This is a genomic window from Ruegeria marisflavi (assembly GCF_025673445.1).
GTDB classification, from domain to species: domain Bacteria; phylum Pseudomonadota; class Alphaproteobacteria; order Rhodobacterales; family Rhodobacteraceae; genus Ruegeria_B; species Ruegeria_B marisflavi.
Genome location: NZ_JAOVQN010000009.1, coordinates 16,710 through 41,727, shown reverse-complemented (window position 1 = coordinate 41,727; position 25,018 = coordinate 16,710). Strand labels below are relative to the sequence as shown.

25 protein-coding genes are annotated in these 25,018 nt (G+C 63.2%); 14 read left to right on the top strand and 11 right to left on the bottom strand.

From position 1 onward, the window contains the following. Positions 1 to 2 precede the first annotated feature (2 nt). Entirely contained in the window at positions 3 to 1,202 is a 1,200-nt protein-coding gene (locus OEZ49_RS10260) for a TCR/Tet family MFS transporter (protein ID WP_263388216.1), read from the top strand. 86 nt (positions 1,203 to 1,288) lie between these two features. Next, positions 1,289 to 2,380, top strand: coding sequence for a Zn-dependent alcohol dehydrogenase (locus OEZ49_RS10255; RefSeq protein ID WP_263388215.1), 1,092 nt, complete (start codon positions 1,289 to 1,291; stop codon positions 2,378 to 2,380). Between the two features lie 6 nt (positions 2,381 to 2,386). On the opposite strand, the gene OEZ49_RS10250 is transcribed toward OEZ49_RS10255, so the two are convergent. Further along, complete coding sequence (locus OEZ49_RS10250; protein ID WP_263388214.1) at positions 2,387 to 3,832, bottom strand: M20 family peptidase; 1,446 nt, start codon at positions 3,830 to 3,832, stop codon at positions 2,387 to 2,389. Between the two features lie 190 nt (positions 3,833 to 4,022). On the opposite strand from OEZ49_RS10250, the gene OEZ49_RS10245 reads away from it, so the two are divergent. Both OEZ49_RS10245 and OEZ49_RS10240 read left to right on the top strand, forming a co-directional pair. Further along, positions 4,023 to 5,255, top strand: a complete 1,233-nt coding sequence (locus OEZ49_RS10245; protein WP_263388213.1) for a mandelate racemase/muconate lactonizing enzyme family protein — start codon at positions 4,023 to 4,025, stop codon at positions 5,253 to 5,255. A 102-nt stretch (positions 5,256 to 5,357) separates the two neighbouring features. Beyond that, complete coding sequence (locus OEZ49_RS10240) at positions 5,358 to 5,642, top strand: ArsR/SmtB family transcription factor (protein WP_164132270.1); 285 nt, start codon at positions 5,358 to 5,360, stop codon at positions 5,640 to 5,642. Between the two features lie 18 nt (positions 5,643 to 5,660). Here the strand turns inward: OEZ49_RS10240 and OEZ49_RS10235 are convergent, their stop codons facing one another. Continuing rightward, positions 5,661 to 6,656, bottom strand: coding sequence for an AraC family transcriptional regulator (locus tag OEZ49_RS10235; RefSeq protein ID WP_263388212.1), 996 nt, complete (start codon positions 6,654 to 6,656; stop codon positions 5,661 to 5,663). 97 nt (positions 6,657 to 6,753) lie between these two features. Between OEZ49_RS10235 and OEZ49_RS10230 the strand changes: the two genes are divergently transcribed. Continuing rightward, a complete protein-coding gene (locus OEZ49_RS10230; protein WP_263388211.1) occupies positions 6,754 to 7,962 on the top strand; it encodes an acetyl-CoA C-acetyltransferase in 1,209 nt (402 codons plus the stop codon). A gap of 12 nt (positions 7,963 to 7,974) precedes the next feature. Next, positions 7,975 to 10,119 (top strand): 3-hydroxyacyl-CoA dehydrogenase NAD-binding domain-containing protein, encoded by a 2,145-nt coding sequence (locus OEZ49_RS10225; RefSeq protein WP_263388210.1) that lies wholly within the window; start codon positions 7,975 to 7,977, stop codon positions 10,117 to 10,119. A gap of 27 nt (positions 10,120 to 10,146) precedes the next feature. Here the strand turns inward: OEZ49_RS10225 and OEZ49_RS10220 are convergent, their stop codons facing one another. Continuing rightward, positions 10,147 to 10,713 (bottom strand): TetR/AcrR family transcriptional regulator, encoded by a 567-nt coding sequence (locus OEZ49_RS10220; protein WP_263388209.1) that lies wholly within the window; start codon positions 10,711 to 10,713, stop codon positions 10,147 to 10,149. A 304-nt stretch (positions 10,714 to 11,017) separates the two neighbouring features. Between OEZ49_RS10220 and OEZ49_RS10215 the strand changes: the two genes are divergently transcribed. The 4 genes from OEZ49_RS10215 to OEZ49_RS10200 all read left to right on the top strand — a co-directional run bounded on the left by OEZ49_RS10215 (position 11,018) and on the right by OEZ49_RS10200 (position 14,047). Then, the gene (locus OEZ49_RS10215; RefSeq protein ID WP_263388208.1) at positions 11,018 to 11,482 is read left to right on the top strand and encodes a nuclear transport factor 2 family protein; all 465 of its coding nucleotides are present in this window, start codon (positions 11,018 to 11,020) and stop codon (positions 11,480 to 11,482) included. A 14-nt stretch (positions 11,483 to 11,496) separates the two neighbouring features. Continuing rightward, positions 11,497 to 12,117, top strand: a complete 621-nt coding sequence (locus OEZ49_RS10210) for a pyridoxamine 5'-phosphate oxidase family protein (RefSeq protein WP_263388207.1) — start codon at positions 11,497 to 11,499, stop codon at positions 12,115 to 12,117. A 72-nt stretch (positions 12,118 to 12,189) separates the two neighbouring features. Then, complete coding sequence (locus OEZ49_RS10205; RefSeq protein WP_263388206.1) at positions 12,190 to 13,164, top strand: alpha/beta fold hydrolase; 975 nt, start codon at positions 12,190 to 12,192, stop codon at positions 13,162 to 13,164. Between the two features lie 49 nt (positions 13,165 to 13,213). Next, positions 13,214 to 14,047 (top strand): PhzF family phenazine biosynthesis protein, encoded by an 834-nt coding sequence (locus OEZ49_RS10200; protein WP_263388205.1) that lies wholly within the window; start codon positions 13,214 to 13,216, stop codon positions 14,045 to 14,047. 6 nt (positions 14,048 to 14,053) lie between these two features. Here OEZ49_RS10200 and OEZ49_RS10195 read toward each other — a convergent pair whose 3' ends face one another. After that, on the bottom strand, positions 14,054 to 14,926 hold the full coding sequence (locus OEZ49_RS10195; RefSeq protein ID WP_263388204.1) for a LysR family transcriptional regulator: 873 nt from the start codon (positions 14,924 to 14,926) through the stop codon (positions 14,054 to 14,056). Between the two features lie 153 nt (positions 14,927 to 15,079). Between OEZ49_RS10195 and OEZ49_RS10190 the strand changes: the two genes are divergently transcribed. Continuing rightward, positions 15,080 to 15,502, top strand: coding sequence for a GFA family protein (locus OEZ49_RS10190; RefSeq protein ID WP_234221018.1), 423 nt, complete (start codon positions 15,080 to 15,082; stop codon positions 15,500 to 15,502). Positions 15,503 to 15,533: 31 nt separating this feature from the next. Next, complete coding sequence (locus tag OEZ49_RS10185) at positions 15,534 to 15,728, top strand: DUF1059 domain-containing protein (RefSeq protein WP_263388203.1); 195 nt, start codon at positions 15,534 to 15,536, stop codon at positions 15,726 to 15,728. A gap of 70 nt (positions 15,729 to 15,798) precedes the next feature. Here the strand turns inward: OEZ49_RS10185 and OEZ49_RS10180 are convergent, their stop codons facing one another. Beyond that, positions 15,799 to 17,490, bottom strand: coding sequence for a thiamine pyrophosphate-binding protein (locus OEZ49_RS10180; protein WP_263388202.1), 1,692 nt, complete (start codon positions 17,488 to 17,490; stop codon positions 15,799 to 15,801). Positions 17,491 to 17,595: 105 nt separating this feature from the next. Here OEZ49_RS10180 and OEZ49_RS10175 point away from each other — a divergent pair, with 105 nt between their 5' ends. Then, a complete protein-coding gene (locus OEZ49_RS10175) occupies positions 17,596 to 18,285 on the top strand; it encodes a GntR family transcriptional regulator (RefSeq protein ID WP_263388201.1) in 690 nt (229 codons plus the stop codon). A 7-nt stretch (positions 18,286 to 18,292) separates the two neighbouring features. Then, entirely contained in the window at positions 18,293 to 19,033 is a 741-nt protein-coding gene (locus OEZ49_RS10170; RefSeq protein WP_263388200.1) for an aspartate/glutamate racemase family protein, read from the top strand. Between the two features lie 210 nt (positions 19,034 to 19,243). Here OEZ49_RS10170 and OEZ49_RS10165 read toward each other — a convergent pair whose 3' ends face one another. From OEZ49_RS10165 to OEZ49_RS10140, 6 genes are all read right to left on the bottom strand, one after another. Beyond that, a complete protein-coding gene (locus tag OEZ49_RS10165) occupies positions 19,244 to 19,489 on the bottom strand; it encodes a MoaD/ThiS family protein (protein ID WP_263388199.1) in 246 nt (81 codons plus the stop codon). Further along, positions 19,482 to 21,743 (bottom strand): xanthine dehydrogenase family protein molybdopterin-binding subunit, encoded by a 2,262-nt coding sequence (locus tag OEZ49_RS10160; RefSeq protein ID WP_263388198.1) that lies wholly within the window; start codon positions 21,741 to 21,743, stop codon positions 19,482 to 19,484. Before OEZ49_RS10160 ends, OEZ49_RS10165 begins: the two co-directional genes overlap by 8 nt. After that, positions 21,743 to 22,222, bottom strand: a complete 480-nt coding sequence (locus tag OEZ49_RS10155; RefSeq protein WP_263388197.1) for a (2Fe-2S)-binding protein — start codon at positions 22,220 to 22,222, stop codon at positions 21,743 to 21,745. Before OEZ49_RS10155 ends, OEZ49_RS10160 begins: the two co-directional genes overlap by 1 nt. Further along, a complete protein-coding gene (locus OEZ49_RS10150) occupies positions 22,219 to 23,100 on the bottom strand; it encodes an FAD binding domain-containing protein (RefSeq protein ID WP_263388196.1) in 882 nt (293 codons plus the stop codon). The genes OEZ49_RS10155 and OEZ49_RS10150 overlap by 4 nt, the downstream gene beginning before the upstream one ends. A gap of 184 nt (positions 23,101 to 23,284) precedes the next feature. Next, positions 23,285 to 24,121 (bottom strand): tryptophan 2,3-dioxygenase, encoded by an 837-nt coding sequence (locus OEZ49_RS10145; protein ID WP_263388195.1) that lies wholly within the window; start codon positions 24,119 to 24,121, stop codon positions 23,285 to 23,287. 4 nt (positions 24,122 to 24,125) lie between these two features. Further along, positions 24,126 to 24,902: an alpha/beta hydrolase gene (locus OEZ49_RS10140; RefSeq protein ID WP_263388194.1), complete on the bottom strand. Its 777-nt coding sequence runs from the start codon at positions 24,900 to 24,902 to the stop codon at positions 24,126 to 24,128. Positions 24,903 to 25,018: the final 116 nt, after the last annotated feature.

Below are 25,018 nucleotides of genomic sequence, written 5' to 3'. Positions count from 1 at the left end.
GAATGCGGCTGCCCTTCCTCTTTATCCTGATCACGGTGATGATCGACGCGATGGGTATTGGCCTGATCATGCCGATCATGCCCGACCTGATCGTCGAGGTGCAGGGCGGCACACTGGCCGATGCCGCGTTCTGGGGCGGTATCCTCAGCACGGCTTTCGCGGCGATGCAGTTCCTCTTTGCCCCGGCGGTAGGCAGCCTCAGCGATGCGGTGGGACGGCGACCGGTGCTGCTGGTATCACTCTTCGTCATGGCGCTCGACTATGTGGTGATGGCGCTGGCCGGGACGATCTGGCTCTTGCTGCTGGGGCGGCTGGCGGGGGGCATCACTGCCGCCACACATTCCACTGCCGCAGCTTACATGGCCGACGTATCCTCTGCGGAGCAGAAGGCCGCCCGGTTCGGTCTGCTGGGCGCGGCCTTTGGCCTGGGCTTTGTTCTCGGGCCGCTGGTCGGCGGGTTGCTGGGTGAGTTCGGCACGCGTGCCCCGTTCTGGGCGGCGGCAGTGCTGGCCGGGCTGAACTTTATCCTTGGTTTGTTTGTGATGAACGAGACGGTGACCGACGCCAACCGGCGGCCTTTCAACTGGTCCAGCGCCAACCCGCTGGGCGCGTTCCGGATGCTGGGCAAGGTGCCCGGCCTCAAGGGGCTGTTGTGGGCCTATTTCCTCTATTCCGTGGCGATCTATGTCTATCCTGCGATCTGGTCCTATTTCTCGCAAGAGCGGTTTGGTTGGTCGCCGCGCATGATCGGCCTGTCGTTGGCGATCTTCGGGTTCCTGATGGCCGTCGTCCAAGGCGGACTGCTGCCACATATCACCCGCCGCATCGGCGAGAGGCGCACGGTGATCTGGGGCCAGGTGTTCGACTTTGCCGGGTTCGGCGCGCTGGCCTTCATCACCAGCGGCACGCTGGCGCTGATCCTGATCCCGATTACCGCGATGGGTGCGATCGTGCCACCCGCCTTGCAGGCGATCATGTCGCGCAGCGTGGCCGATGACCAGCAGGGCGCGTTGCAGGGCGTGATGACGGCAGTGCATGCCCTGTCGATGATCGTCTCGCCCTTGTTGATGGCCAGCGTGTTCGCCCGGTTCACCGGGCCGGATGCGCCGATCTATCTGCCCGGCGCGCCCTTTCTGGTTGCGCTGGCCCTGATGGCGGGCGGGCTGGTGATCTTTCTGCGCACCAGAACTGCCGCCGCGTAACACAAACGTATCTGCCGGTTTCCGCCTTGCGGCATGGACCCCAAGCGTTCACCCTGTCGGCAAAACATTTCGGGGAGAAGACAGGTATGCAGACCATCCGTGCCGCCGTATGCCACGCGTTCAAGGAACCTTTGGTGATCGAGGACATCCTGCTGGCCCCGCCCCGCACCGGCGAGGTCGAGGTGACGCTGGACGCGGTCGCGATCTGCCATTCCGATATTTCCTATGCCGAGGGCGCGTGGGGCGGGCATCTGCCCGCGGTCTATGGGCACGAGGCAGCCGGAACCATCAGCGCGGTCGGCACCGGCGTGCAGGGGTTCGAGATTGGCGATCCGGTGGTGGTGACCCTGATCCGGTCCTGCGGCACCTGCCCCAACTGTGCCGGTGGCAAGCCCACGATCTGCGAAAGCCCCTATGACGGGGTCAAGGGGCCACTCAGAACCACCGACGACCAGCCGCTGCTCCAGGCGATGGCTTGCGGGGCCTTTGCCGAAAAGGTGGTGGTCAGCCAACGCCAGATCGTCAGGATACCCGCCGATATGGGCCGGGACGTGGCCTGTCTGCTCTCCTGCGGAGTGATCACCGGGGTTGGCGCGGCGGTCAATGCCGCGCAACTGCGCGCCGGGCAGGATGTGGTGGTGATCGGTGCTGGCGGTGTCGGGCTGAATGCGATCCAGGGCGCTCGCATCGCGGGAGCACGCCGCATCGTCGCTGTGGACATGACCGAAGAGAAGCTGGAAATCGCCCGCGCGTTCGGCGCCACCCACGGCGTTCTGGCGACCGGTCAGAAACCCTGGCGCGCGGCCTACAAGGCGCTTGGCGGGCGCGGTGCGGACGCGGTGCTGGTCACGGTCGGCGCCGTGCGTGCCTATGACGAGGCGCCCAAGTACCTGGGCTGGGGCGGCCGGGTGGTGATGATCGGCATGCCCCATTCGGGCGGCATGGCGCAATACGAGCCGATGGGGGCCTCTTTCCAGGGCCATGGCTTCATCGGGTCCAAGATGGGCGATGTGGTGATCCAGCGCGATATCCCGTGGATGATCGACCTCTACCAGCAAGGCCGCCTGAAACTGGACGAGCTGATCTCGGGCCGCTGGACGCTGGAGCAGATCAACGAGGCGATTGCCGACACCAAGACCGGCTCGGCAAAGCGCAACGTGATCCTGTTCAACCGCTGAGGGGCGTTATTGCCTGCCGATCAGCGCGGCATAGAAATTGATGCCGCGTTCGATGTTGGCAATCGACAGGCGCTCATCGATCCCGTGGAACCGGGCCAGGTCATCGCCTTCGATCTGGAACGGGTTGATGCGATAGGCGGCATCTGCGGCCTTGGCATAGTGGCGCGCATCGGTTGCCGCGATGGTCAGACCCGGCACCGATGCAATCGGGCCGAACACTTCGCGGATCGATGCCTCGACATCCTTGAACCCGGGGCCTTGCGAATCCGACACCGGCGAGGCGGGCGAGGCCAGGTCACGATCGGCAACAATCTCGATCCTTTCGTCGTCTATCGCGGTTTTTACATGCGCCAGAACGTCGTCGATACTGTCACGCGGATGCAGGCGGAAATTGATCGTCGCCACCGCCCGCGTCGGCAGCACATTTTCCTTGGGCGAGCCTTCGAGCATCGTCGGCGCGGTGGTTGTGCGCAGCATGGCATCGGTCGAGGGCGAACCTGACAGGATGCCTTCGAGCACCGGATCGAACAACCAGCGATTGGCAAAGATGGCGCGTTTGTCGAGGGTGAAATGGCGCCCGAGCGCATCGAAGAACTCGGCCGAAACCCCGGTCAGCCCACCGGGCATCGGGGCCTCCTGCAAGCGCGCCACGGCGCGGGCCAACTGCCCGACAGCGGTCTGACGTGGCGGCATCGAGGAATGTCCGCCCTCGGCATGGGCGACAAGCTGGATGGTCAAATATCCCTTTTCCGCCAGATTGATACTAGCCACCGGCACGTCGAGGCCGGGGATGATCTTGTCCAGCACGAACGACCCCTCGTCCAGCACCCAGGCCAGTTGCACCCCCTGCCCGCGCAGGTGATCGGCCACCGCGATGGCCCCCAGACCGCCGGTTTCCTCATCCCCGCCAAAGCTGAAATAGATCGTGCGTTCCGGCGTGAACCCGTCCTTGATCAGCTTCTCGGCGGCAGTCAACGCGGCAATCAACGCCCCCTTGTTATCCAATGTCCCGCGCCCCCAGACGAAACCATCGGCCACCACACCGGCAAAGGGGGGATGGTCCCATTCGCCCAATGTGTCTTCGGTTACCGGCACCACGTCATAGTGCGCCGCGAGCATCACCGGCGGCAGGTCCGGGTTCGTGCCCTGCCACTTGTAGAGCGGTGTCACAGGCTCCAGCAGGGTACGCTGCATCACCCGGTGCACGGCGGGGAACCTTTCCTGGAGAAACGCCAGGAAGCCCGGGAAATCCGGATGCGACATATCCGTGGACACGGTGCGGAACCGGACGGCCTCGGCCAGATCCTGCGCCGCCTGACCGACATCGGCACCAACGGAGAACGGCTCGGACGCTGCAACCTGCGCGGGCCGGTATTGAACCGTCTTGACGGCGATCACCGCTACAAGGATCACCAGCAGCAGCGCCAGCCCGGCCAGAATGCGTTTGATCATGACATGCGTCTCCCAGTGTCGCCGTCGGTTGATGGACACCGCGCCAGACTGCCCAAAGCCTGACGGCAAGTCACCCCAGACGTGGCGTTAGCGATTTGCGCCAAAAGTGCATTGGCGACACCGCTTGCCGCATTCGGTATTGCGTAACGGCCAAGCCACCTGCACCCTCGCCCGCAAAAGGGAGACACATATGCGTCTGCAAGACCTCGACATCATTGTCACAGCGCCCCCGGCACCGGGTTGGGGCGGGCGCTATTGGATCCTCGTCAAGGTGACCACCGATACCGGCATCACCGGCTGGGGCGAGTGTTATGCCTCGTCCGTTGGGCCGCAGGCGATGACCCATGTCATCCGCGACGTGTTCGACCGGCACATGGCGGGCGAGAACCCCGAGAATATCGAGTTGATGTTCCGCCGCGCCTATTCCAGCGGCTTTACCCAGCGGCCCGACCTGACCGTGATGGGCGCCTTCTCGGGGCTGGAAATTGCCTGTTGGGACATCCTGGGCAAGGATCGCGACCGGCCGGTTCATGCCCTCATCGGCGGGCGGATGAACGAGCGCATCCGCGCCTATACCTATCTCTACCCGTTGCCGCATCACGAGCAGGGCCCGTTCTGGACCTCGCCCGATCAGGCCGCCGAATGCGCCGCCGAAATGGTACGCCGGGGCTATACGGCGGTCAAATTCGACCCGGCCGGACCTTATACCATCCGGGGCGGGCATATGCCCGCGATGACCGACATTGCCCTGTCGGTGGCCTTTTGCAAGGCAATCCGCGAAGCGGTGGGCGACAAGGCGGACTTGCTCTTTGGCACGCACGGCCAGTTCAACACCGCGGGCGCAATCCGGCTGGGACAGGCGCTGGAGCCCTACTCGCCGCTCTGGTTCGAGGAACCGACCCCGCCCGACAATATCGAGGATATGGCCCGCGTCGCCCGCAATGTGCGCATCCCGGTGGCCACCGGTGAGCGCATGACCACCAAGGCCGAGTTTGGCGCTGTGCTGCGCGCGGGCGCGGCCGAGATCCTGCAACCGGCACTGGGGCGCGCGGGCGGCATCTGGGAGATGAAGAAGGTCGCCGCCATCGCCGAGCTGTTCAACGCGCAGATGGCGCCGCACCTCTATGCGGGGCCGATCGAATGGGCGGCCAACATCCAGTTTGCGGCGTCGATCCCGAACATCCTGCTGCTTGAAAGCATCGAGACACCGTTCCACGATGCGCTGATCAAGGGCTCGATCCGGGTCGATAACGGATTTGTGATTCCGTCCGATGCCTCTGGCCTGGGGATCGAGGTCGACGAGGAACTTGCGCGTGCACACCCGTTTACCGGCCATGACCTGCATCTGAACATGCAGGAAGCCCCCTGCGACTATCTGAACGGAAACGCGTTCCAGGGGGGTGCCCCCGCAATGGAGGGGTGACAGCCTGCCGGTCCTTGATGCATATTATCGCCGTTATACAACAGGACCATTGGCGTGACGCTCAGTACCCCGCAACTCATCAAACCCGAGATACCACAAGACATGGAAAGCCGCGCGGCACATGCCGCCGCCTTTCTCAAGACACTCGCCCACGAAGGGCGATTAATGATCTTGTGTCACCTTGGGGCGGGCGAAAAATCGGTGGGCCAACTGGAAAACCTGCTGGACATCCGGCAGGCGGCCGTCAGCCAGATGCTGGCCCGGCTGCGCGAAGAGGGGCTGGTTTCTACCCGCCGCGAAGGCAAGACCGTTTTCTACTCGTTGTCGGACACCAATACCGAACAGCTGATCGGCCTGCTCTATTCGCTGTTCTGCGGCACCGAGTAAGGCCGGGCAACCGCCGGATCAGAACTCTGAAACCCGGTAGGCGCGCGGTGTCAGCCCAGTCCAGCTGCGAAAGGCGCGGATAAAGGCGCTTGCCTCGCTGAACCCGGTGCGTTCGGCGATCTCTTCGACCGCGGCGTCGGTTGTTGTCAGCAGCCTGACGGCCATGTCGCGCCGGACCTGCTTGCGGATGTCGGAGTAATCGACCCCGTCGCGTTTCAGACGGCGGCGCAGTGTATGCGGCGCGATACCCAGCGTGGCCGCGATCAGCGCCATATCCGGCAAGGTCCCATCGGCGCTGAGCAGGGTCTCGACTGCAACAGCGACCTCCAGCGGCAGACCAGCGGTGCCATCTTGCGGCAGGAACGCATCAAGCGGCGTGCGCCGGGCATAGGCGGCGGCCTGCTCCTCGGTCCGCAGGACGGGCAGACGGCACAGCGAAAGCGGGATCGCAATCCCGCTGCCGGCCTGTCCGAATTGCATCGGGGCCCGATGGAACATGGCGCGATATGCCGACGCATGACCCGGTGCGGGATAGTCGAACCACGCGCCATTGATCGCGCCACGATTGCCCACCATCCAGGCCAGCATCCGGCTGACCAAGACCAGCACCATCTCGACCGCCGCGTTATTGAGTACCTCGCGCCCCGGAATGCGCGTCATCTCGAACAGCAGGTTGGCGCCGTTCTCCCGCAGCGAATAGCGAAAGGAGTTGTCCATCAGGTCCATGAAAGTAGCCGCACGGGCATAGGCCGCGCCCAGCGTGTCGGCATGGCTGACATGGGCGGCCATGATCGCATGTGTCCCCACCCGCTGCGGGCGCTGCTGCAATCCGGCCAGTTCGTCATCCAGTGTCAGCGTCACCGCCCTCACCAGAAGCACGAAATCCGGCGCCTCCAGCGCACCGACAACACCCGGCAGCCCCGCCCGCACCAGAATACCCGCCGGATCGGCCCCGCGCGCCACCGCGCCTTCGAGGATGTTGGCGACAATCGTCGCCGGGATCGTGACCGCCATACCTGTCACTTAATGTCTATTTTTCTGCACGGCCAGATCATTGTTTTTGCACCGCCCCCACCCCTAGGCTGTCGCCAAACCTTCAGGAGGAATGGTCATGGCAACATCCGCCTATATCTATGACGCCCTGCGCACGCCCCGCTCGCGCGGCAAGTCCAGCGGCGCGCTTTACGAAGTGAAGCCGATCCAGCTGGCCGCCGGTCTCTTGCGCGAAATGCAGGCACGGCATGACATGGATACCGCGCGCGTGGGCGACGTGATCCTGGGCTGCACTGCGCCGGTGGGCGATCAGGGCGCCTGTGTCGCCAAGGCCGCCGTGCAGGCGGCCCATTGGGACGAGGCGGTGCCGGGTGTCCAGCTTGACCGCTTCTGCGCCTCGGGGCTTGAGGCGGTGAACATGGCCGCCGCCAAGGTGGGTTCCGATCAAGAGGAGCTGGTGGTCGCGGGCGGTATCGAATCGATGAGCCGCATCCCCATGCTCAGCCAGGGTGGCGCGATGTTCACCGACCCCGATTTCGTGATCGACCAGAACTCGGCCCCGCAGGGCATCGGCGCCGACCTGATCGCTACAATCGACGGTTACAGCCGCGAGGATGTGGACGCGTTCGCGATGGAAAGCCAGCGCCGCGCCGCGCATGCGCGCGACAGCGGCTGGTTCGACCGCTCTGTGGTGCCGGTGAAGGATGAGAACGGCCTGACCATCCTGGAGCGGGACGATTTCATCAAGCCCGATACAGACATGCAAAAACTGGGCGCGCTAAACCCCTCTTTCGCCGGGATGGGCGCCTTTGGCTATGATGACATGGCGCTGGCCAAGTATCCCCAGGTGGCCCGCATCAACCATGTGCATACGCCCGGCAACAGTTCGGGCATTGTCGACGGGTCATCCGCCGTGCTGATCGGCTCGGAAAAGGCAGGCCGAGATCTGGGGCTAGAACCGCGCGCGCGCATCGTCTCGGCCACCGTCATCGCCACCGATCCGGTGATCATGCTGGCAGGTCCCGGCCCTGCGGCCAAGAAATGCCTCGCCAAAGCGGGGTTGAAGGTCTCGGATATCGACATCTGGGAAATCAACGAGGCCTTTGCCTCGGTCGCACTGCGCTACATGAAGGATCTGGATATCGACCACGAGATCACCAATGTGAACGGCGGCGCCATCGCCATGGGCCACCCGCTGGGCGCAACCGGGGGCATGCTGGTTTCGACCGTGCTGGACGAGTTGGAGCGCCGGGGCGCCAAACGGGCGATGATCTCGCTCTGTGTCGGTGGCGGCATGGGCATCTCGACCCTGATCGAACGTCTGTAAGGGAGCGGCAGAATGGGTGACTTTCACTACACAAAGGATGCCGATGGCATCGTCACCGTGACCATGGACATGGACGGGCCGGTCAACGCGATGAATGCCGAGTTCTGGCCGCTCTTTGCCGCGACCATGGACCGGCTTGAGGCGGAACCGGAGCTGAAAGGCGTGATCTGGACCTCGGCCAAGGACACTTTCTTTGCCGGGGGCGATTTGAAGATGCTGAAAAGCATCGAGCCTGAAGGAGTCGAGGCGTTGTTTGCATCGGTCGAGGCGACCAAGGCCGTGATGCGGCGGATGGAAAAGCAGCCAGTGCCCCATGTCGCCGCGATCAACGGCGCCGCACTGGGTGGCGGGTTCGAGATCTGTCTGGCCTGCAATCATCGTATCGCCGCCGACAATCCGAAAACCAAGATCGGCCTGCCCGAGGTCACGCTGGGCCTGTTGCCCGGCGGCGGCGGCGTCGTGCGCCTGACCTGGATGCTGGGGCTGGAAGGCGCGATGCCATTCCTGCTCGAAGGGCGGCAGGTGTCGCCCGACAAGGCGCTGAAGGCCGGGCTGATCCACGAGGTGGTGCCTGCTGATCAACTCCTGACCCGCGCTAAGGAATTTATCCTGTCGGTGCAGGGGGATGCGGCGGCGGTGACCCAGCCCTGGGATACCAAGGGCTACAAGATCCCCGGCGGACCATCGACCGCGCCGCATAACATGACCCGCATCGCGGGTGCCGCCGCGATGCTCTACAAAAAGACGCGCGGGCTGATGCCTGCGCCCGCGCGTATCCTCGACATCATGACCGAGGCAGCGGGCAAGGTCGATTTCGACACTGCGACCCGGTATGAAAGCCGCCGTTTCGTGTCGCTGACCCCGCTTGCCAGCACCAAGAACATGATCGAGACGCTGTTTTTTGGCATGAACAAGGTCAATGGCGGCGCCAGCCGGCCGAAAGGCGTTCCGCCCTCCAAGGCGCAGCGCCTGGGCATCCTGGGCGCCGGCATGATGGGACAGGGCATCGCCTATTCCGCCGCCACGGCGGGGCTGCCCGTGGTGCTCAAGGACCAGACGATGGAAGCTGCCGAGCGCGGCAAGGCCTATACCGCCACTCTCTTGGACAAGCGGATGAAACAGGACCGGATGAGCGCCGGGGAGCGCGAGGCGGTGCTGGCCTTGATCACCCCGACCAACAAGGCCGACGACCTGAAAGGCTGTGACCTGATCATCGAGGCTGTGTTCGAAAAGATCGACATCAAGGATGCGGTGCTGGCCGAGCATGAGACGCTGTTGGCCGAAAATGGCATCTGGGGGTCCAACACCTCGACCCTGCCGATCACCCGGCTGGCCACGGGCGCCGCGCGGCCCGAGAATTTCGTCGGCCTGCATTTCTTTTCACCCGTCGACAAGATGCCGCTGTTGGAGATCATCGCGGGCGAGAAGACCTCGGACGAGACGCTGGCGCGCGCCTTCGACTTTGCCCGCCAGATCCGCAAGACCCCGATCATCGTGGGTGACAGCACCGGCTTTTACACCTCGCGCACCATCGGAACCAAGATCATCGAGGCGGTGGAACTGGTGGCCGAGGGGCATGACCCGGTGCGCGTCGACAACCTGTCACGCCTCACCGGCATGCCCACCGGCATGCTGTCGCTGCTTGACGAGGTGCAGATCAAGCTGGTGACCGACATCTACAACACCCAGGTGGAAATGGGCCTTTTGGACCCTGACAAGGAACAGAACCCCGCCGCCCGCGCCATGCTGGCTGAAATGATCAGCCAGCACGGTCGCCATGGTCGTGCCACCGGCAAGGGGTTCTATGACTATGACGAACAGGGCAAGACGATCTGGCCGGGGTTGGCCGCCTGGCGCAAGGAAGGGGCCGATATCCCTGACGCCGATATCAAGGACCGCATCCTGTTCCGCGCAGTGCTGGAAAGCCTGCGCTGTCTGGAGGAAGGCGTGCTGCGCACGGTCGAGGATGGCAATATCGGCTCGATCCTGGGAATCGGCGCGCCGATTCATACCGGCGGATACATCCAGTACGTCAACACCTATGGCCCGGCCCGGTTCCTGGCCCGGTGCGAGGAACTGGCGGGCAAATACGGAGACCGGTTCGCGCCGCCCGAGATCCTGAGGAAACACGTGGCCGAGGGCCGCGCCCTGGCCTGACCCCTTGGGCGCGGGGGCACCCGCGCCCTACCCTTTCAACGCCTCATCCAGCAAGATGCGCGCCGTCTCCTTGGCGTCGCAAGCGGGCTGCGCTGTGCCCAAGAGCGAGGAGGTGACGATCGCCCCCTCCTTCAGCAACAGGATCCGGCATCCCAATAACTCGGGGTCGCGGGCGCCGGCCTGCCGGGCCAAATTGGTGAAGTAATCCAGCAGGACCTGTTTGTGATGCGCGGCCTCCTGCCGGATCGGATCATCCTTGCAATTGAATTCGGCGCCCGCGTTGATGAACATGCAGCCGCGATAGCTGTCTTCCTCGAACCATTCAACAAGCGCGTCGAAACTCGCCAGGATCTTGTCGGCAGGCGTATCGGCCAGTTCGTCCACCCGCCTTTCGAACCATTCGCGAAAGCTCTCGTCGCGCAGTTTCAGCACCGCGACGATCAACTCCTCCTTGGTGCGAAAATGCTTGTACATCGAGGTCTTCGACACCCCGGTCTCGGCCACCAGCTTGTCCATACCAGTGGCATGAAACCCATCACGGTAGAACACCGTCAGGGCCTTTCGCACCAGTTCGTCTTTCTTGTTGGGCCGCATGATTCGTCCTTGGGTTACTGATCGGTACATAAACACGAAGGTCGCGATGTGCAAATCACCACCGGTAACCATTTGTCACGAAATGAAGTTTTTCCGCCACGCCCCCTGCCACGAAAAAATCTGCACAAAAGGACTTGCAAAAGTTTACCGATCTGTACACTTTTGGGATAAGTTAACAGATCGGTGCACCTAAGGATTAACGCCATGCGACGCCGCTATGCCCTTTTCCCGACAAGACATGTTCCCCTGCTTCTGACGCTGGCAATTCTGGCCGCCTCCATCGCCTGACACGGGATACCCCCCAATGACACGCCCCCCACTGCCCCCCTTCACCGCCGAAACCGCCGCTGAAAAAGTGCGCCTGGCCGAAAACGGCTGGAACAGCCGCAGCGCCGATGTGGTGACGCCCGCCTATTCCGAGAACAGCCGCTGGCGCAACCGGGCCGAGTTCGTCACCGGACATGACGATATCCACGCCTTTCTGACCCGCAAATGGGACAAGGAGCTGGAGTATCGCCTGATCAAGGAGCTGTGGGCCTGGTCCGGCAACCGCATCGCGGTGCGCTATGCCTATGAATGGCACGACGACAGCGGCAACTGGTTCCGCTCCTACGGCAACGAGAACTGGGAATTCGACGAGGATGGCCGCATGTCGGCCCGCCACACCTCGCTGAATGACCTGCCGATTACCAAGGGCGAGCGCCTGTTTCACTGGCCCCTCGGGCCGCGCCCCGAGGTCCATCCCGGCCTGACCGACCTTGGCCTCTGAACGGAGATAGAACGATGCCCCGCGCCTTTTCCCAGCTGACCTTCACCCCTGCCGTTCGTGCCCATCAGGAACGGCTCGGCTCTGCCCGCAGCTATGCCAAGTTCATCGAGGGCGGCCCGCAGCAGGGGCATGAGATCGGGCCTGCCGAACAGGCCTTCATCGAGGCGCGAGACGGGTTTTATCAGGCCACCGTGTCCGAGACCGGCTGGCCTTATGTGCAATATCGTGGCGGGCCTGCCGGGTTCCTTCGGGTGCTGGGGCCACGCAAAATCGGCTATGCCGACCTGTCGGGTAACCGCCAGTATATCTCGCGCGGCAATCTGGACGGCAACGACCGGGTGGCGTTGATCCTGATGGATTATGCCAACCAGCGGCGGCTAAAGATCCTCGGCCGGATGACATTCACCGAAGGACCCGAGGCCGCCGCCAGCCTGCTGCCCGCCGGGCAGACCCACCCAGCCGAACGCGCCGCCATCATCTCGGTCGAGGGGCTGGACTGGAATTGCCCACAGCACATCACCCCCCGGTACACCGAGGCCGAACTGGCCCCGCATCTGAACGCGCTTGGCGCCGAGCTGGCGCAGCTCAGGGCGGAAAACGAAAAGCTGAAACAACAGCTGTCCGAGCAGGATTAGGCCGGACCAACCGGCCCCGCCTCTTCAAGTTCCAAGACCAAACTCAACTCATTGTCAGAGGAAGCTTTCGACATGCTTCGCACATTGCTCAATACCGCTGCCACCATCACCGCCGGGTCCCTGTTTTCCGCCGGGGTCATGACGCTGGGCTTCTACATCCTGCCCTCCAGCCTGCTTGCGGACGAACCCGCGCAAACCCAGTTCCGCGCCGAGACGCTGGAGGGGTTGAAGATCGCGTATCGCGAGGCGGGCGACCCGGCCAATCCGACCGTGCTGCTTCTGCATGGTTTTCCGACCTCGTCGCATATGTTCCGCAACCTGATCCCGGAATTGGCCACCGATTATCACGTGATCGCGCCCGACTATCCGGGTTTTGGCGCCTCGGAAATGCCGGATGCGGCGGAATATGACTACAGCTTTGCCGGCACCGCGCAACTGATGACCCAGCTCCTGGATGCCAAGGGCGTAGATGACTGTGCCGTCTATCTGATGGATTACGGCGCGCCCGTCGGCTATCGCATGTTCGCCGAAGACCCCGAGCGGGTTACCGGTTTCATCATCCAGAACGGCAATGCCTATGAAGAGGGCCTGCGCGAGTTCTGGGACCCGATGAAGGCCTATTGGGCCGACCCCTCGGTTGCCAATGGCGATGAGTTGCGCGCCTTTCTGACCATGGACGCCACCAAATGGCAGTTCACCCACGGCACCCAGAACCCCGACGCGATCAGCCCGGACGATTTCTGGCACGTGCAATACCTGCTCGACCGTCCGGGCAATCAGGAAGTGCAACTGGAAATGTTCCTCGATTACGGCTCCAACCTGGCCAAATACCCGAAATGGCAGGCGCTGTTTCGCGAACATCAGCCGCCCGCGCTGCTGATGTGGGGCAAGAACGACGTGATCTTTCCCGAGGCAGGGGCGCATCCCTACAAGGACGACCTGACCGATCTGGAGTTCCACATCCTCGATACCGGCCATTTCGCGCTTGAGGAATACGGAACCGAAATCGCCGCCGAGATGAAAGACTTTCTGGCGCGCATCAACTAAGGACCAGGGTCCCGCTCTGGCGGGACCCGCTCCCACAGGAGGATTTGACATGACAGCACATGTGGACCGGATCGCCGCCTTTTCCGACGGCACCCACGGCGGAAACCCTGCTGGTGTGGTGATCGCCGAGCAGATGCCCGCCGAAGACGAGATGCAGCGCATCGCGGCCGAGGTCGGCTATTCCGAGACCGCCTTTGCCGCGCCAGAGGGTGCGGGCTGGCGGGTGCGCTATTTCGCGCCGGTGGGCGAGGTCGCATTCTGCGGCCATGCCACCATCGCCCTGGGGGCGACGCTTGCCGGTCGGTTCGGCGACGGCACCTATGCCTTGCAACTCAACGATGCTGGTATCTCGGTCGAGGGGCAGCGCCACGGCGACCGGGTGCAGGCGGCGCTGATCTCGCCCCCCACCCGCAGCGGTGCTGTAGAGGCCGAGGTGCTGGAGGCGGCATTGGCGCTCTTTGGTCTCGATGATAGCGATCTGGACCCGACCCTGCCCGCCGCCGTGGCCAATGCGGGCAACGATCACCTTGTGCTTGCCTTACGCGACCGCACCCGGCTGGCAACGATGGAGTACGATCTGAACCGGGGCGCCGCCTATATGCGGCTGAACGGGTTCACCACCATCAATCTGCTCTGGGTCGAGACCCCGCAGCGGTTTCACAGCCGCAACGCCTTTGCCATCGGCGGTGTGCTGGAGGATCCGGCAACCGGTGCCGCCGCCGCCGCGCTGGCGGGGTATCTGCGCGATATCGGCTGGCCGCATGGCGGCACGATCGACATCGTGCAGGGCGAGGATATGGGCGCCCGCTCGCTACTCAGGGTTGAGATCGGCGACACCCCCGGCCAAGGCGTCCGCGTTTCGGGCAGCGCCCGCAGAATCTGACATCGATCAGGCCGTCACCACTGCGGCCTGCGATTTCAGCCAATTCACGAAGGTCTTGACCGCTGGACGCAGGACGCCTGGCCGCGTTTCGATGTAGTAGACACCGAACAGTTTCTCTGAAAACAGCTCGACCATACGTCCAGCCTCGATATCCTTTTGAAAGAACGCTCGACTGGTAAAGGTGATGCCATCCCCTCGCCTTACCGCGCTCATGATTAGGTTGCCCGGCATCTGGTGGACCACAAGCGAACGATCAGGAACCACACCATGATAGGTCAGCCACTCGGCAGCCTCGTTGGTTCCCAGTTCTTGTAGCCAAGGCAGGTCCATCAGATCGGCGGCGTGTGACAGTTTTCTTCCCGCAACCAATTCGGGTGCGCCTATCAGAACCATGTCAGACAGCAACAACGGCTCGATATCGCCGACGGGGCGACGCTTGTCCCGGTACCTGATCGCAACATCAACGCCACCGGGCTTGAGTTCGACAAGATCAGCGGTCGGGTTCAGCATCAACGTGATGTCGGGATTGGCCTGTTGAAACGCGGCTATGCGCGGCAACAGCCATTCAACCGCAAAAGCAGGCGACATGGTGATTTGGACTGGCCGGTTGGACAATCCGTCGGTCAGACGCTCGACACCGCGCCCGATGGTGGCAAACCCGATTTCCAGATCCCGGGCCAGCGCCGCGCCTTCCTCTGTCAGTTCGATCCCGCGACCGACCCTGTTGACCAGCGGTGTTCCCAACCGGTCCTCAAGCAGCCGTACCTGCTGGCTGACAGCGGCATGAGTGACATTCAGCCGCTCGGCGGCAAGCGTGAAACTACCCGCCGCAGCCACTGCCGAAAAGGCACGCAATCCGTTCAGAGAGGGAAGCTTCATCCAATCCATTTGTAAGTTTTTCTAATATACTGCCAAATTAATTATGTTGCACGAACCATAATTTCACTCAAGATTTATAAAATCCAAAGATGGTCTCATCGACAAATAGTGAAAGACAAACTTGCCTAACCTGCCCGGCAAAGGAGGCTTTAGATGATGGTCAGTTCAACCTGTCACGAAGGCGGATGTTACTGCGGCGCCATAAGATACCGGATCGACCGCGTCCCAGAGTTTTCCGCCCATTGCCACTGCCGGTCGTGCCAGATGGCCCTAGGTGGCGCCTTTGCGACCTGGGCCAAGGTTCCCGCCAAGGAATTCTCGGTCACCAAAGGCCAGATCAAGCAATGCGAAAAAACCCCGGGCGTCAGGCGTGGCTTCTGCGGCGATTGCGGCACCACCCTGACCTATGCCGCCGACACCGAGGTAGAGGGCCAGAACTGGTCGCAAGACGCCTGGTTTGCTGCGGTGACACTTGACGATCCATCAATCGTAGCGCCGCAAAACCATGTGTTTGTCTCGCACAAGCAACCATGGATCACCCTCCCCGCCGACGCGCCGGCTTTCGAGGAATTCTGACATTTCCCAAAACCTGCGAAAGGAGCACGCGATGTCAACGTCATTTTCTTACGCCTGCAAGGACTATCCCGGCATGGAATCCTGCCCCGGCAAGGTGGTTGCTCAAACCGAAGACGAGGTCTGGAAACTCATGGAGCTTCACGCGGTAATCGCTCATGGCGAGGATCCGTCCCTGTGGACCGATGAGGATCGCGCAGAATTGGCCAAGCTGATAACGCCAGAGTAGGGGATCACAGCTTTCCACGCTCTGTATTTGCCAGACGAAAGGCGCCCCAAGCGCCTTTCGGTCAAAGCACTCATCCCATCCAGCGGCGGACGGGGGCGTTGCTTTCCTCCAGCGGCTGGGTGATCACGTCGACCAGAGTGGGCCCGTCATGGGCAATCGCCTCGGCCAGCACACGCTCCAGATCGGCTGGGTCCTCGACCCGCCAGGATTTCACCCCATAGGCCGCCGCGATGGCCGCGTTGTCGGTGCGGTTGAAATCGACGTTGTAGTAGCGCGCGTCCTTGTCGGCGAACTGGCTGGCCTTGATCCAGCCGAAAGTCGCATTGGAAAACACCACATAGGTGATCGGCGCCCGCGACCGGCAGACCGTCTCCAGCTCGCCCACCGTGAACCCTAACGACCCATCGCCCATCAGCGCCACGGTCTTGGATGCAGGCCGCCCGTACCAGGCGCCCAAAGAGGCCGACAGCGAATACCCCAGGGCCCCATGAGCGCGGTTGGTGATGAAATGCCGCCCTGGGCGCGGCAATTGGTAATAAGCCGAGAAATAGGGGCAGCTGGTGCCGGGATCGGACACCACGGTCGCATCCTCGGGCAAGGTGTTCATCAGCGCGCGGATCACCCGCTCGGGCCGGATCGGCGCCTGATCGGAACGTGCCAGAACCTCGAACGCCTCGAATTTGCGCCGTTTCCTGTCGGCAATCGCCGCCGCGCCGCCAAAGGTATCGGCCCCCTGTGCGCGGGCGTCCAGCACCGCGTTCACCTCGGTCAGCGCCAGCCGCAGGTCGCCCACCACCGCGACCTCGGTCCGGTAATTGGCGTTCATCACCATCGGGTCATTGTCGAAATGCACGATCCGGGTGCCCGGTTTCGGTGCCTCCCACCGCGCCGTTGTGGTGGATCCGGCCCGGCAGCCCATGAACACTACCAGATCGGCGGCCTCCATCATCTCCCATGTCTCGTCGGTGCCACCGTTCGAGCCCACGACGCCCAGGCAGTTGGGATGGGTCTCGGCCAGCGATCCCTGCCCCGAGATCGAGGTGGCCACCGGGATATCCAGCCGGGTTGCCAGCCGGTCCAACTCCTCCCAGGCCTGGGCGATCACCACGCCGCCACCGCAGACGATAAGCGGGTTTTTCGCCGACAGCATCGCCTCCACCGCCGCCTGCGCCGCACCGGGCGCGGGCGCTTGCGGATAGGCGGGATAGCTGGCAGTCGCAGGATCGGCCCAGATGTCGGCGGCATCCACCGGGTCATATTGCACGTCATAAGGCAGGCCGATATGCGCCGCCCCAGACCGCCCTGTTGTCATCGCGCGAAACGCCGCCCGCATCATGCGCGGGATATGATCGGCCCGGCTGATCACCGTGTTCCACTTGGTCAGGGGCGCCATCAGTGCCTTTTGGTCCACCTCAGTCAGCGGGTATTTGCCGTAAGAGGCGACCGAGATATCGGTGGTGATCCCCAACACCGCATAAGAACTTTCCGACGCCTCGATCAACCCGGGCAGGATATAGGTGGCGCCGCCGCCCGACGGCCCCTCGGCTACGCCGACGCGCCCCGTCACGCGGGAATAGCCGTCGGCCATATAGGTGGCACAGCGCTCGTCGCGGGTCAGCACATGGGTGATCTTGTGATCCAGCCGCAGCATCGCGTCGTAAAACGGCAACGTCGTATCGCCGCAGAGACCAAAGATATGCCGAACGCCCTGCGCCTCCAGCATCCGCACCATTGCTTCGGCGCCGTTCATTTGATTGCTCATCCGATTCCCTCACACAGCCCTGCGCTCATCTCTGTATACAGTTTTGCATTACATCTTGCGCACAAGTCAATCCGGCAATATCCTGCGGCAAAATCAGGGGCAGAGATGGCCAAGACCGAAAGCAATGTTGACCGGCTTTATGATGCGCTCCGACGCATGGCGACGGACTTCTCCTTCAAACCCGATGCGCGCATCAACGAAAGCGCGCTCGCGGCCCAACTCGACGCCTCCCGCACCCCGATCCGCGAGGCGCTGAACCGGCTGGTGGCCGAAGGTTTCCTGACCTTCCAGTCCGGCCGGGGTTTCTTTTGCCGCTCACTCTCGCCGGAACTGGTGATGGATCTTTACGAGGCCCGCGTCGCGGTCGAAGTCGAAGCGGTGCGCCTGGCCGCCCGGCGGGGCGACGAACGCGACATCGCCGTGCTGATGCAGGAGTTGGAGGACATCGCGCCCGATTATACGTCAGAGGCCGACACCGAAGCACTGCTGGCGATGGACGAGCGGTTTCACACCCAACTCTGCGCACTGTCCGGCAATGCCGAATTGGCGCGCATGCTCGCCAATCTCAACGACCGCATCCGATACTTGCGGCTGATCGATCTGCGGCGGTTACAGGCCATCGGCCCGCATGGTCAGACCATGGTCTCGGCCCATCAGCGCATCCTTGATGCCGTCGCCCGGCGCGACGCCGAAGGGGCCATGGCCGAGATGCGCGCCCATATCGAACGGCGCCGCGAAGGGGCGACCCAGGCGGTGCGCGATGCCTATGCACAATTGTACGTTCCGGAACATTGAGGACAAAATGTTAGTACAAAATGGTGGAAAGACGGTTTTCGGGGCCGCAGTCGGCATCCTGATGCTGGAAACCCGCTTCCCGCGCATTCATGGCGACATGGGCAATGCGATGACCTGGCCCTTCCCCGTTCACTACCGCGTGGTGCGCGGCGCCTCGCCCGACCGTGTGGTGCGCGGCGACCCCCGCGCGCTGCTCGACACCTTTGTCGAGGCAGGTCGCGATCTGGTGGCCACCGGCGCGGACGGGATCACCACCAATTGTGGCTTTCTCGCCCTGGTGCAGGACGAATTGCGGGCCGCGCTCGGGGTTCCGGTGGCTACCTCGTCGCTGATGCAAGTCCCTATGGTGCAAGCGCTTTTACCGCCCGGAAAGAAGGTCGTGATCCTGACCATTTCCAAGGCCACGCTGACCCCTGCGCATCTTGCGGCGGCCGGAGTACCGCTCGACACACCGGTCTACGGTACCGATGCGGGCCGCGCCTTTACCCGGGACATCCTGGGCGACGCGCCGACGATAGATTTCGACCTTTGCCGCCAGGACATGCTGGACGCCGCCGACGAGATCATGGCGCAAGAACCCGACGCGGGCGCCATAGTACTGGAATGCACCAACATGGTGCCCTACGCCGCCGACCTGCGCAAACGCACCGGCCTGCCAATTTATTCAATCTATTCGATGGTTACATGGTTCCAGGCTGGCCTGATGCCGCGCCGGTTCGAACCGGTCCTGGACGATCCGCGAGGTTGAAAGCGCAGTAAAGGGGCGCTGCCCCCGTCACCTTTGGTGACACCCCCCGGGATATTTTCGGCAAGAGGAAAGAGCAGAAGCCCCTTGCTTCTTTCTGGTCCAAAATACTCCGGAGCGCGAGGCAGCGCCTCGCAAAGTCCCGCCGCGCAGCGGCGCCCGGCCCAACGCCCGCAGGTGTCCCGTCAGGGGTTGCCCAAGGGGGGCGGGAGTTCACCCGCCCCTGATCCGTTGCATCAGATAGACTTCGGCACCGTCCGGGATCGGTTCCGTCAAACCCGACGCGATCACGCGACCGTTGATCGTGACGGATACTCCTGCGTCTATCGGCGCCTGCAATTGCGGATGCGCGCGGGTCAGCGCGCGCAGCATCTCGCCGGTGTCGGTGGCCTCGACCTCGACCACCTCCAGCCCACCGGTCAGTGCCCGCAGGCCGGACCAGAGATGAACCTCAACCATCCGCCTTGAGCGCCGACAGGATGCGCGGCGGCGACATCGGCAAGTTGCGCATGCGCACACCGGCAGCGGCCGAAACCGCATTGGCAATGGCCGCCAGCGGCGGGCAGATCGAGGTTTCACCGACCCCACGGACACCAAACGGGTGGCCGGGGTTGGGTACTTCGACGATGACCGTGTCGATCATCGGTAGGTCGGAGGCGACGGGAATGCGATAATCGAGGAAGACGCTGTTCTGCAAACGCCCGTCTTCGCCATAAATGTATTCCTCGTTCAGCGCCCAGCCGATGCCCTGTGCGGCGCCGCCCTGGTACTGACCTTCGACATAGGTGGGATGGATGGCCTTGCCGGCATCCTGGATCACGGTATAGCGCACGACGCGCGTCTTGCCGGTTTCCGGATCGACCTCGGCATCAACGATATGGGTGGCAAAGCTGACACCGGCCCCTTCGGGTGTCGCTTCGAAATGGCCCGAGATCGGCCCGCCGGTCTGCCCCATATTCGCGGTGATATCGGCCAGTGGCAGCGGGTCGAAATCGCCCGCATTCGGGCCCGAAGGCACCGCGCAGCCGTTTTCCCATTTCACCGCATCCACCGGGATGCCCCATTTCTTTGCCGCCCGCTCACACAGTCTTTCGACCGCGTGGCGCGCCGCCTTGATTGTGGCCAACCCGCTGGCATAGGTCACCCGGCTGCCATGGCTGACATCGTTGTAACCAAGCGTAGCGGTGTCGGCGATGGTCACCCGGATATTGTCATAGGGAATGCCCAGCACCTCGGCCGCCATCAGCGCCATCGAGGCGCGGCTACCGCCGATATCGGGGGTCCCTACCATGACTTGGGCAGATCCATCCTCGCTCAGCGCCAGCGAAACCGAGGTTTCGCCGCCATGGTTGAACCAGAAGCCACAGGAGATGCCGCGCCCCTGCCCCGGTTTGAGAGGAGCCGAGAGATGCGGATGCGCCTTGGCGGCCTCCAGCGTCTGCACCAGACCGATCTGCTGGAAGCGCGGGCCATAGCTGGCCTTGGTACCCTCGCGCGAGGCGTTCTTGAGCCGCACCTCGATCGGATCAAGCCCAAGCTGGTTGCACAGCTCGTCAATCACCGATTCCACAGCGAAAGCCGCCATCGGCGAACCGGGCGCACGATAGGCCGCCTGTTTCGGACGGTTGGTCATCACGTCGTAACCCACCTGCCGCACATTGGTCAGGCTGTAGGGGGCAAAGGCGCACATGGCAGTGAACTCCGCCGGTCCACCTGGGAACGCACCGCCTTGGAGGCGGAAGATGCCCTCGGCCGCGGTGATGGTGCCGTCCTTCTTCATCCCGATCTTGATATCCATCGAGGCCGAGGCGGTTGGCCCGGTGGCGCGGAACACTTCGGACCGGCTCATCACCAGTTTTACCGGCTTGTTGGCCTTGCGCGACAGCGCCAGCGCCACCGGTTCGATGAACACGGTCGTCTTGCCGCCGAACCCGCCGCCGATCTCAGAAGCGGTCACCCGCAGGTTCGCGGTTTCGATCCCCAGAAGTGCGGCACAGGTTTTCTGCACGATCCAGTGACCCTGCGTGCAGCACCACAGCTCACCCTTGCCATCCATGCCCAGCGTGGCCAGGCAGGCGTGCGGCTCGATATAGCCCTGGTGGGTGGCTTCGGTGGTGAAATGATCCTCGACCACCAGATCGGCCTCGGCAAAGCCAGCCGCCACGTCGCCATGGCCGCTTTCGTGCATGCGGACCACGTTCGGGTGCATCCCTTCGGGCACCGAGTAGTCGGCCGCGCCTTCGCGGATCACCGGAGCGTCGGCCAGCATCGCCTTGTCCACATCGGTGACATGGGGCAGAATCTCGTATTCCACCTCGATCAGCTTGAGCGCATCGCGCGCCGCGAGTGCCGAGGTTGCGGCGACAGCGGCGACAGCATGCCCGTCATAGAGCGCCTTGTCGCCCGCCATGACGTTTTCCAGCACGTTCCAGAACTCGCCTTCCAGACCCGGCTCAAAGGGCACCTTGTCCGAAAAATCAGCGCGGGTGACCACGGCCTTCACATCCTTAAGCGCCTCTGCCTTCGACGTGTCGATGCGCAGGATGCGGGCATGGGCGTGCGGGCTGCGCAGGATGGCGCCATGCAGCATGCCGGGCGCATAGGCGTCGGCGCCGAATTTGGCACGACCGGTTACCTTGTCCAGCCCGTCGGGCCGGTTCGGGCGTGTGCCCACAAAGGCAAAATCCTTGGTCTTGAGATCGTCGAGCGCCATTATACCGCCTCCCTCATGTCCTTGGCCGTGTCCATCACGGCGCGGATGATCTTGTCATACCCGGTGCAGCGGCACAGGTTGCCGGCCAGCCAGAACCGGACCTCTTCTTCCGTCGGGTCCGGGTTCTGCTCCAGCAGCGCCTTAGCCGCGACCAGGATACCGGGGGTGCAGATGCCGCATTGCAGCGCGGCATAGTCGATGAATTTCTGTTGCAGCGGATGCAGCACATCGCCCTCGGCGATGCCCTCAACCGTACCGATTTCCTTGCCATCGGCCTCGACCCCCAACACCAAGCAGGAGCAGACCAGCCGCCCGTCGAGCGTCACCGAGCAGGCACCGCAATCGCCGGTGCCGCAGCCTTCCTTTGCCCCGGTAAGGCTGAGCTTGTCGCGCAGACAGTCAAGCAGGGTTTCGCGCGGGTCGCAGAGATACTCGACCGCATCGCCGTTGACGGTGGTGGATACGTGGATCTTGCTCATCCGTGGTGCCCCTTGATGATTTCGCCCTTGGCCCGGGCATAGGCGACGCGCGCGACACGCTTGGCGAGCACGCCCGCGACTTCGGTTCGGAATTCGATTGTGCCGCGCTTGTCGTTGATCGGCTTGCAGGCAGCGGAGGCGGCCGAGGCCAGACGGTCAAGCGCGGCGTCGTCCAGAGCGCTGCCGATGATCGCGGCAGCGGCGTCTTCGACCAACAGAACGGTCGGTGCAACGGCGCCCAGGGACACGCGGGCCTCGACAACGGTATCGCCGTCAAGCCGCAAGTTCACGGCACAACCCACCACAGCGATGTCCATTTCGCTGCGGGGAATGAAGCGCAGATAGGCGTCGCCTGCGTTTTCGCCCCGCGCCGGAATGTGCAAAGCAGAGACAAGCTCGCCCTTGGCCAGAGAGGTTTTGCCCGGGCCGGTCGGGATATCCTGAACCGCAACGATGCGATCGCCATCGGGCCCAGTCACGGTTGCGGTCATCGATGCGGCCACCATGGCTGGCACGGAATCCGCGGCGGGAGAGCCGTTGCAGAGGTTGCCGGTCAGTGTGGCGCGGCCCTGCACCTGGGTCGACCCCACAAGGTTCATCGCCTCGACAACGCCCGGCCAGTCGGCCACCAGCCCGGTATGTTCGCCAAGCTCGGCACCCGGCACGGCCACGCCAAGGGTCCAGCTGCCATCCGCGTTACGCGTGATTTCACCGGTTCCCGGGATCTTCTTGATGTCGATCAGAGTATCCGGAGTGACGATATCCGCGCGCAATTGCACCAGAACATCGGTGCCCCCCGCCAGAAACCGGGTGATGCCCGAAGCGTCAGCGGCAATTCGCGACGCCTCGGCAAAGCTCGCCGGGCTGTGATAATTCATTGTTCTACCTCTTGCCTGTAGGGCCTGAGCCATTGAGTTCGCGGCGACGATAGACCACCTAAACGGCATCGTCCATGTCCGGATCGACCAGAAATTGGCCCCTTGGATGTCGCCTTTGGGCAAACGTCCGCGCCCGATCCCGGCGCGACGGGAAAATTCGTCGAATCTTCTTGTAGCTCTTCACTCAGAGTTCGGTGCGAAGATGCCAGAGTTCGGGGAAAAGTTCGACTTCGAGCATCCGACGCAAATACTGCACGCCCGAGGTTCCGCCGGTTCCTCGCTTGAACCCGATGACACGTTCAACCGTGGTTACATGGTTGAAGCGCCAGCGGCGGAAGTAATCTTCGAGATCAACCAGTTTTTCGGCCAACTCGTAGAGATCCCAGAACTTGGCCGGGTTCTCGTAAACCATTTTCCAAGCGCGCTGCACGTCGGCATCCGCGCTATGCGGATTATCCATCCGGCGCGCTTCAGGTGAGATCGCTATTCCCGTCTTTGCCGACAGGGCGTCCAGAGCCACGTGATACAGCGAAGGCCGCTGCAATTCCTCGGCCAACATGGCATGCAGTTCCGGCCGGTGTTCGTGCACCTTCATCAGGGCGGTGTTCCGGTTGCCCAGAACATATTCGATCAACCGGTACTGGTGCGATTGAAAGCCCGAGGAATTGCCAAGCGCATTGCGGAAGGTCGTGTAATCGCTGGGGGTCATCGTGCGCAGCACGTCCCAGGCGGAGTTGAGTTGGTCAAAGATGCGGGCAACCCGGGTCAGCATCTTGAACGCCGGGCGGAAGTCTCCGCCAGACATCAGCAGCCGTCGCGCTGCGGTCAATTCGTGCAGAACAAGCCGCATCCACAATTCGCTGGTCTGATGCTGGATGACGAACAGCAATTCATCATGCGCATCCGATTGCGGGTGATGCGTGGCGAGCAGGTCGTCCATATGCAGATAGTCGCCATAGCTCATGTCCTTGGCATAGGACATCTTGGCGCCTTCCTGGCTGGGGTCATAGGCTTGGGGCATCGGATCAATCCTTGAGAAGTTCGCAAAGCAGGGCAGAGCCGGGGCGCCCCAGCTCTGCGACAACCGAGAAATGTTCGTGCCCGGCGGCAAAGACGTTAGGGACACCCCAGGCTTCGGAGAGAAGCCGGGTCTGGCGCACCAGTTCGGGCCGCTCATCGGCGCCAACCCAGCAGGTGACCGAGAGGCCCGCGCGCCGGGAAAGAAGCGCGGGGCTTTCGGCCTCGGCCTCGGCCGCGTCCAGGTGCAGCACCTCGTTCATCCGGGTGGCCAGCAGTGGGCGCAAATCGTGGATACCACTGATACTGATCACCCGGTCCAGCCGGTCAGGCTGCGGCCCGTCGGCACAAGCCATGCGGGCCACCAGATGGCCGCCGGCGGAATGGCCCGCCAATCGCACCGGTCCCGCCACATGGCGCGCCGCCTCTTCGATCGATGCACGCACTTCCTCGACCATCTGGCCCAGACGCGCCTCGGGCGCCAGCGTGTATGAGGGCACCGCCAGCGCCCAGCCCCGGCTGAGCGGCCCGGCGGCGAAATGTGACCAGAAGCTCTTGTCGAGCTTGTGCCAATAGCCGCCATGCACGAACACCACGAGGCCCTTTGCGACGCCCTCGGGGCGGAACAGGTCAAGCCGGTTGCGCGCGCCCACTCCATAGGCGATGTCAAGCGTCCCGCCCCGACTGTCGCGCCAGGCCGCCGCCGCCGCGCCCCAGGCAGCGGCCAGCCCGTCCGACCCCGGCACATAGCTGGAATTGTCGAATGCATCGTCCCAGTCGATCATCGCAGACCCTCCTGATTTGCGGATAGCGTAGATGTCGACTCGGCATATTTCAAGCTTAAAGGTTTAGGCTTGAAATATATCCGAATCCCCGTATCCTCATCCTCAATCAGCGTATC

Coding starts and splice junctions, on each gene's coding strand:
- OEZ49_RS10260 (WP_263388216.1), top strand. CDS start 3: ATGCGGCTGCCCTTCCTCTTTATCCTGATCACGGTGATGATCGACGCG.
- OEZ49_RS10255 (WP_263388215.1), top strand. CDS start 1,289: ATGCAGACCATCCGTGCCGCCGTATGCCACGCGTTCAAGGAACCTTTG.
- OEZ49_RS10250 (WP_263388214.1), bottom strand. CDS start 3,832: ATGATCAAACGCATTCTGGCCGGGCTGGCGCTGCTGCTGGTGATCCTT.
- OEZ49_RS10245 (WP_263388213.1), top strand. CDS start 4,023: ATGCGTCTGCAAGACCTCGACATCATTGTCACAGCGCCCCCGGCACCG.
- OEZ49_RS10240 (WP_164132270.1), top strand. CDS start 5,358: ATGGAAAGCCGCGCGGCACATGCCGCCGCCTTTCTCAAGACACTCGCC.
- OEZ49_RS10235 (WP_263388212.1), bottom strand. CDS start 6,656: ATGGCGGTCACGATCCCGGCGACGATTGTCGCCAACATCCTCGAAGGC.
- OEZ49_RS10230 (WP_263388211.1), top strand. CDS start 6,754: ATGGCAACATCCGCCTATATCTATGACGCCCTGCGCACGCCCCGCTCG.
- OEZ49_RS10225 (WP_263388210.1), top strand. CDS start 7,975: ATGGGTGACTTTCACTACACAAAGGATGCCGATGGCATCGTCACCGTG.
- OEZ49_RS10220 (WP_263388209.1), bottom strand. CDS start 10,713: ATGCGGCCCAACAAGAAAGACGAACTGGTGCGAAAGGCCCTGACGGTG.
- OEZ49_RS10215 (WP_263388208.1), top strand. CDS start 11,018: ATGACACGCCCCCCACTGCCCCCCTTCACCGCCGAAACCGCCGCTGAA.
- OEZ49_RS10210 (WP_263388207.1), top strand. CDS start 11,497: ATGCCCCGCGCCTTTTCCCAGCTGACCTTCACCCCTGCCGTTCGTGCC.
- OEZ49_RS10205 (WP_263388206.1), top strand. CDS start 12,190: ATGCTTCGCACATTGCTCAATACCGCTGCCACCATCACCGCCGGGTCC.
- OEZ49_RS10200 (WP_263388205.1), top strand. CDS start 13,214: ATGACAGCACATGTGGACCGGATCGCCGCCTTTTCCGACGGCACCCAC.
- OEZ49_RS10195 (WP_263388204.1), bottom strand. CDS start 14,926: ATGAAGCTTCCCTCTCTGAACGGATTGCGTGCCTTTTCGGCAGTGGCT.
- OEZ49_RS10190 (WP_234221018.1), top strand. CDS start 15,080: ATGATGGTCAGTTCAACCTGTCACGAAGGCGGATGTTACTGCGGCGCC.
- OEZ49_RS10185 (WP_263388203.1), top strand. CDS start 15,534: ATGTCAACGTCATTTTCTTACGCCTGCAAGGACTATCCCGGCATGGAA.
- OEZ49_RS10180 (WP_263388202.1), bottom strand. CDS start 17,490: ATGAGCAATCAAATGAACGGCGCCGAAGCAATGGTGCGGATGCTGGAG.
- OEZ49_RS10175 (WP_263388201.1), top strand. CDS start 17,596: ATGGCCAAGACCGAAAGCAATGTTGACCGGCTTTATGATGCGCTCCGA.
- OEZ49_RS10170 (WP_263388200.1), top strand. CDS start 18,293: ATGTTAGTACAAAATGGTGGAAAGACGGTTTTCGGGGCCGCAGTCGGC.
- OEZ49_RS10165 (WP_263388199.1), bottom strand. CDS start 19,489: ATGGTTGAGGTTCATCTCTGGTCCGGCCTGCGGGCACTGACCGGTGGG.
- OEZ49_RS10160 (WP_263388198.1), bottom strand. CDS start 21,743: ATGGCGCTCGACGATCTCAAGACCAAGGATTTTGCCTTTGTGGGCACA.
- OEZ49_RS10155 (WP_263388197.1), bottom strand. CDS start 22,222: ATGAGCAAGATCCACGTATCCACCACCGTCAACGGCGATGCGGTCGAG.
- OEZ49_RS10150 (WP_263388196.1), bottom strand. CDS start 23,100: ATGAATTATCACAGCCCGGCGAGCTTTGCCGAGGCGTCGCGAATTGCC.
- OEZ49_RS10145 (WP_263388195.1), bottom strand. CDS start 24,121: ATGCCCCAAGCCTATGACCCCAGCCAGGAAGGCGCCAAGATGTCCTAT.
- OEZ49_RS10140 (WP_263388194.1), bottom strand. CDS start 24,902: ATGATCGACTGGGACGATGCATTCGACAATTCCAGCTATGTGCCGGGG.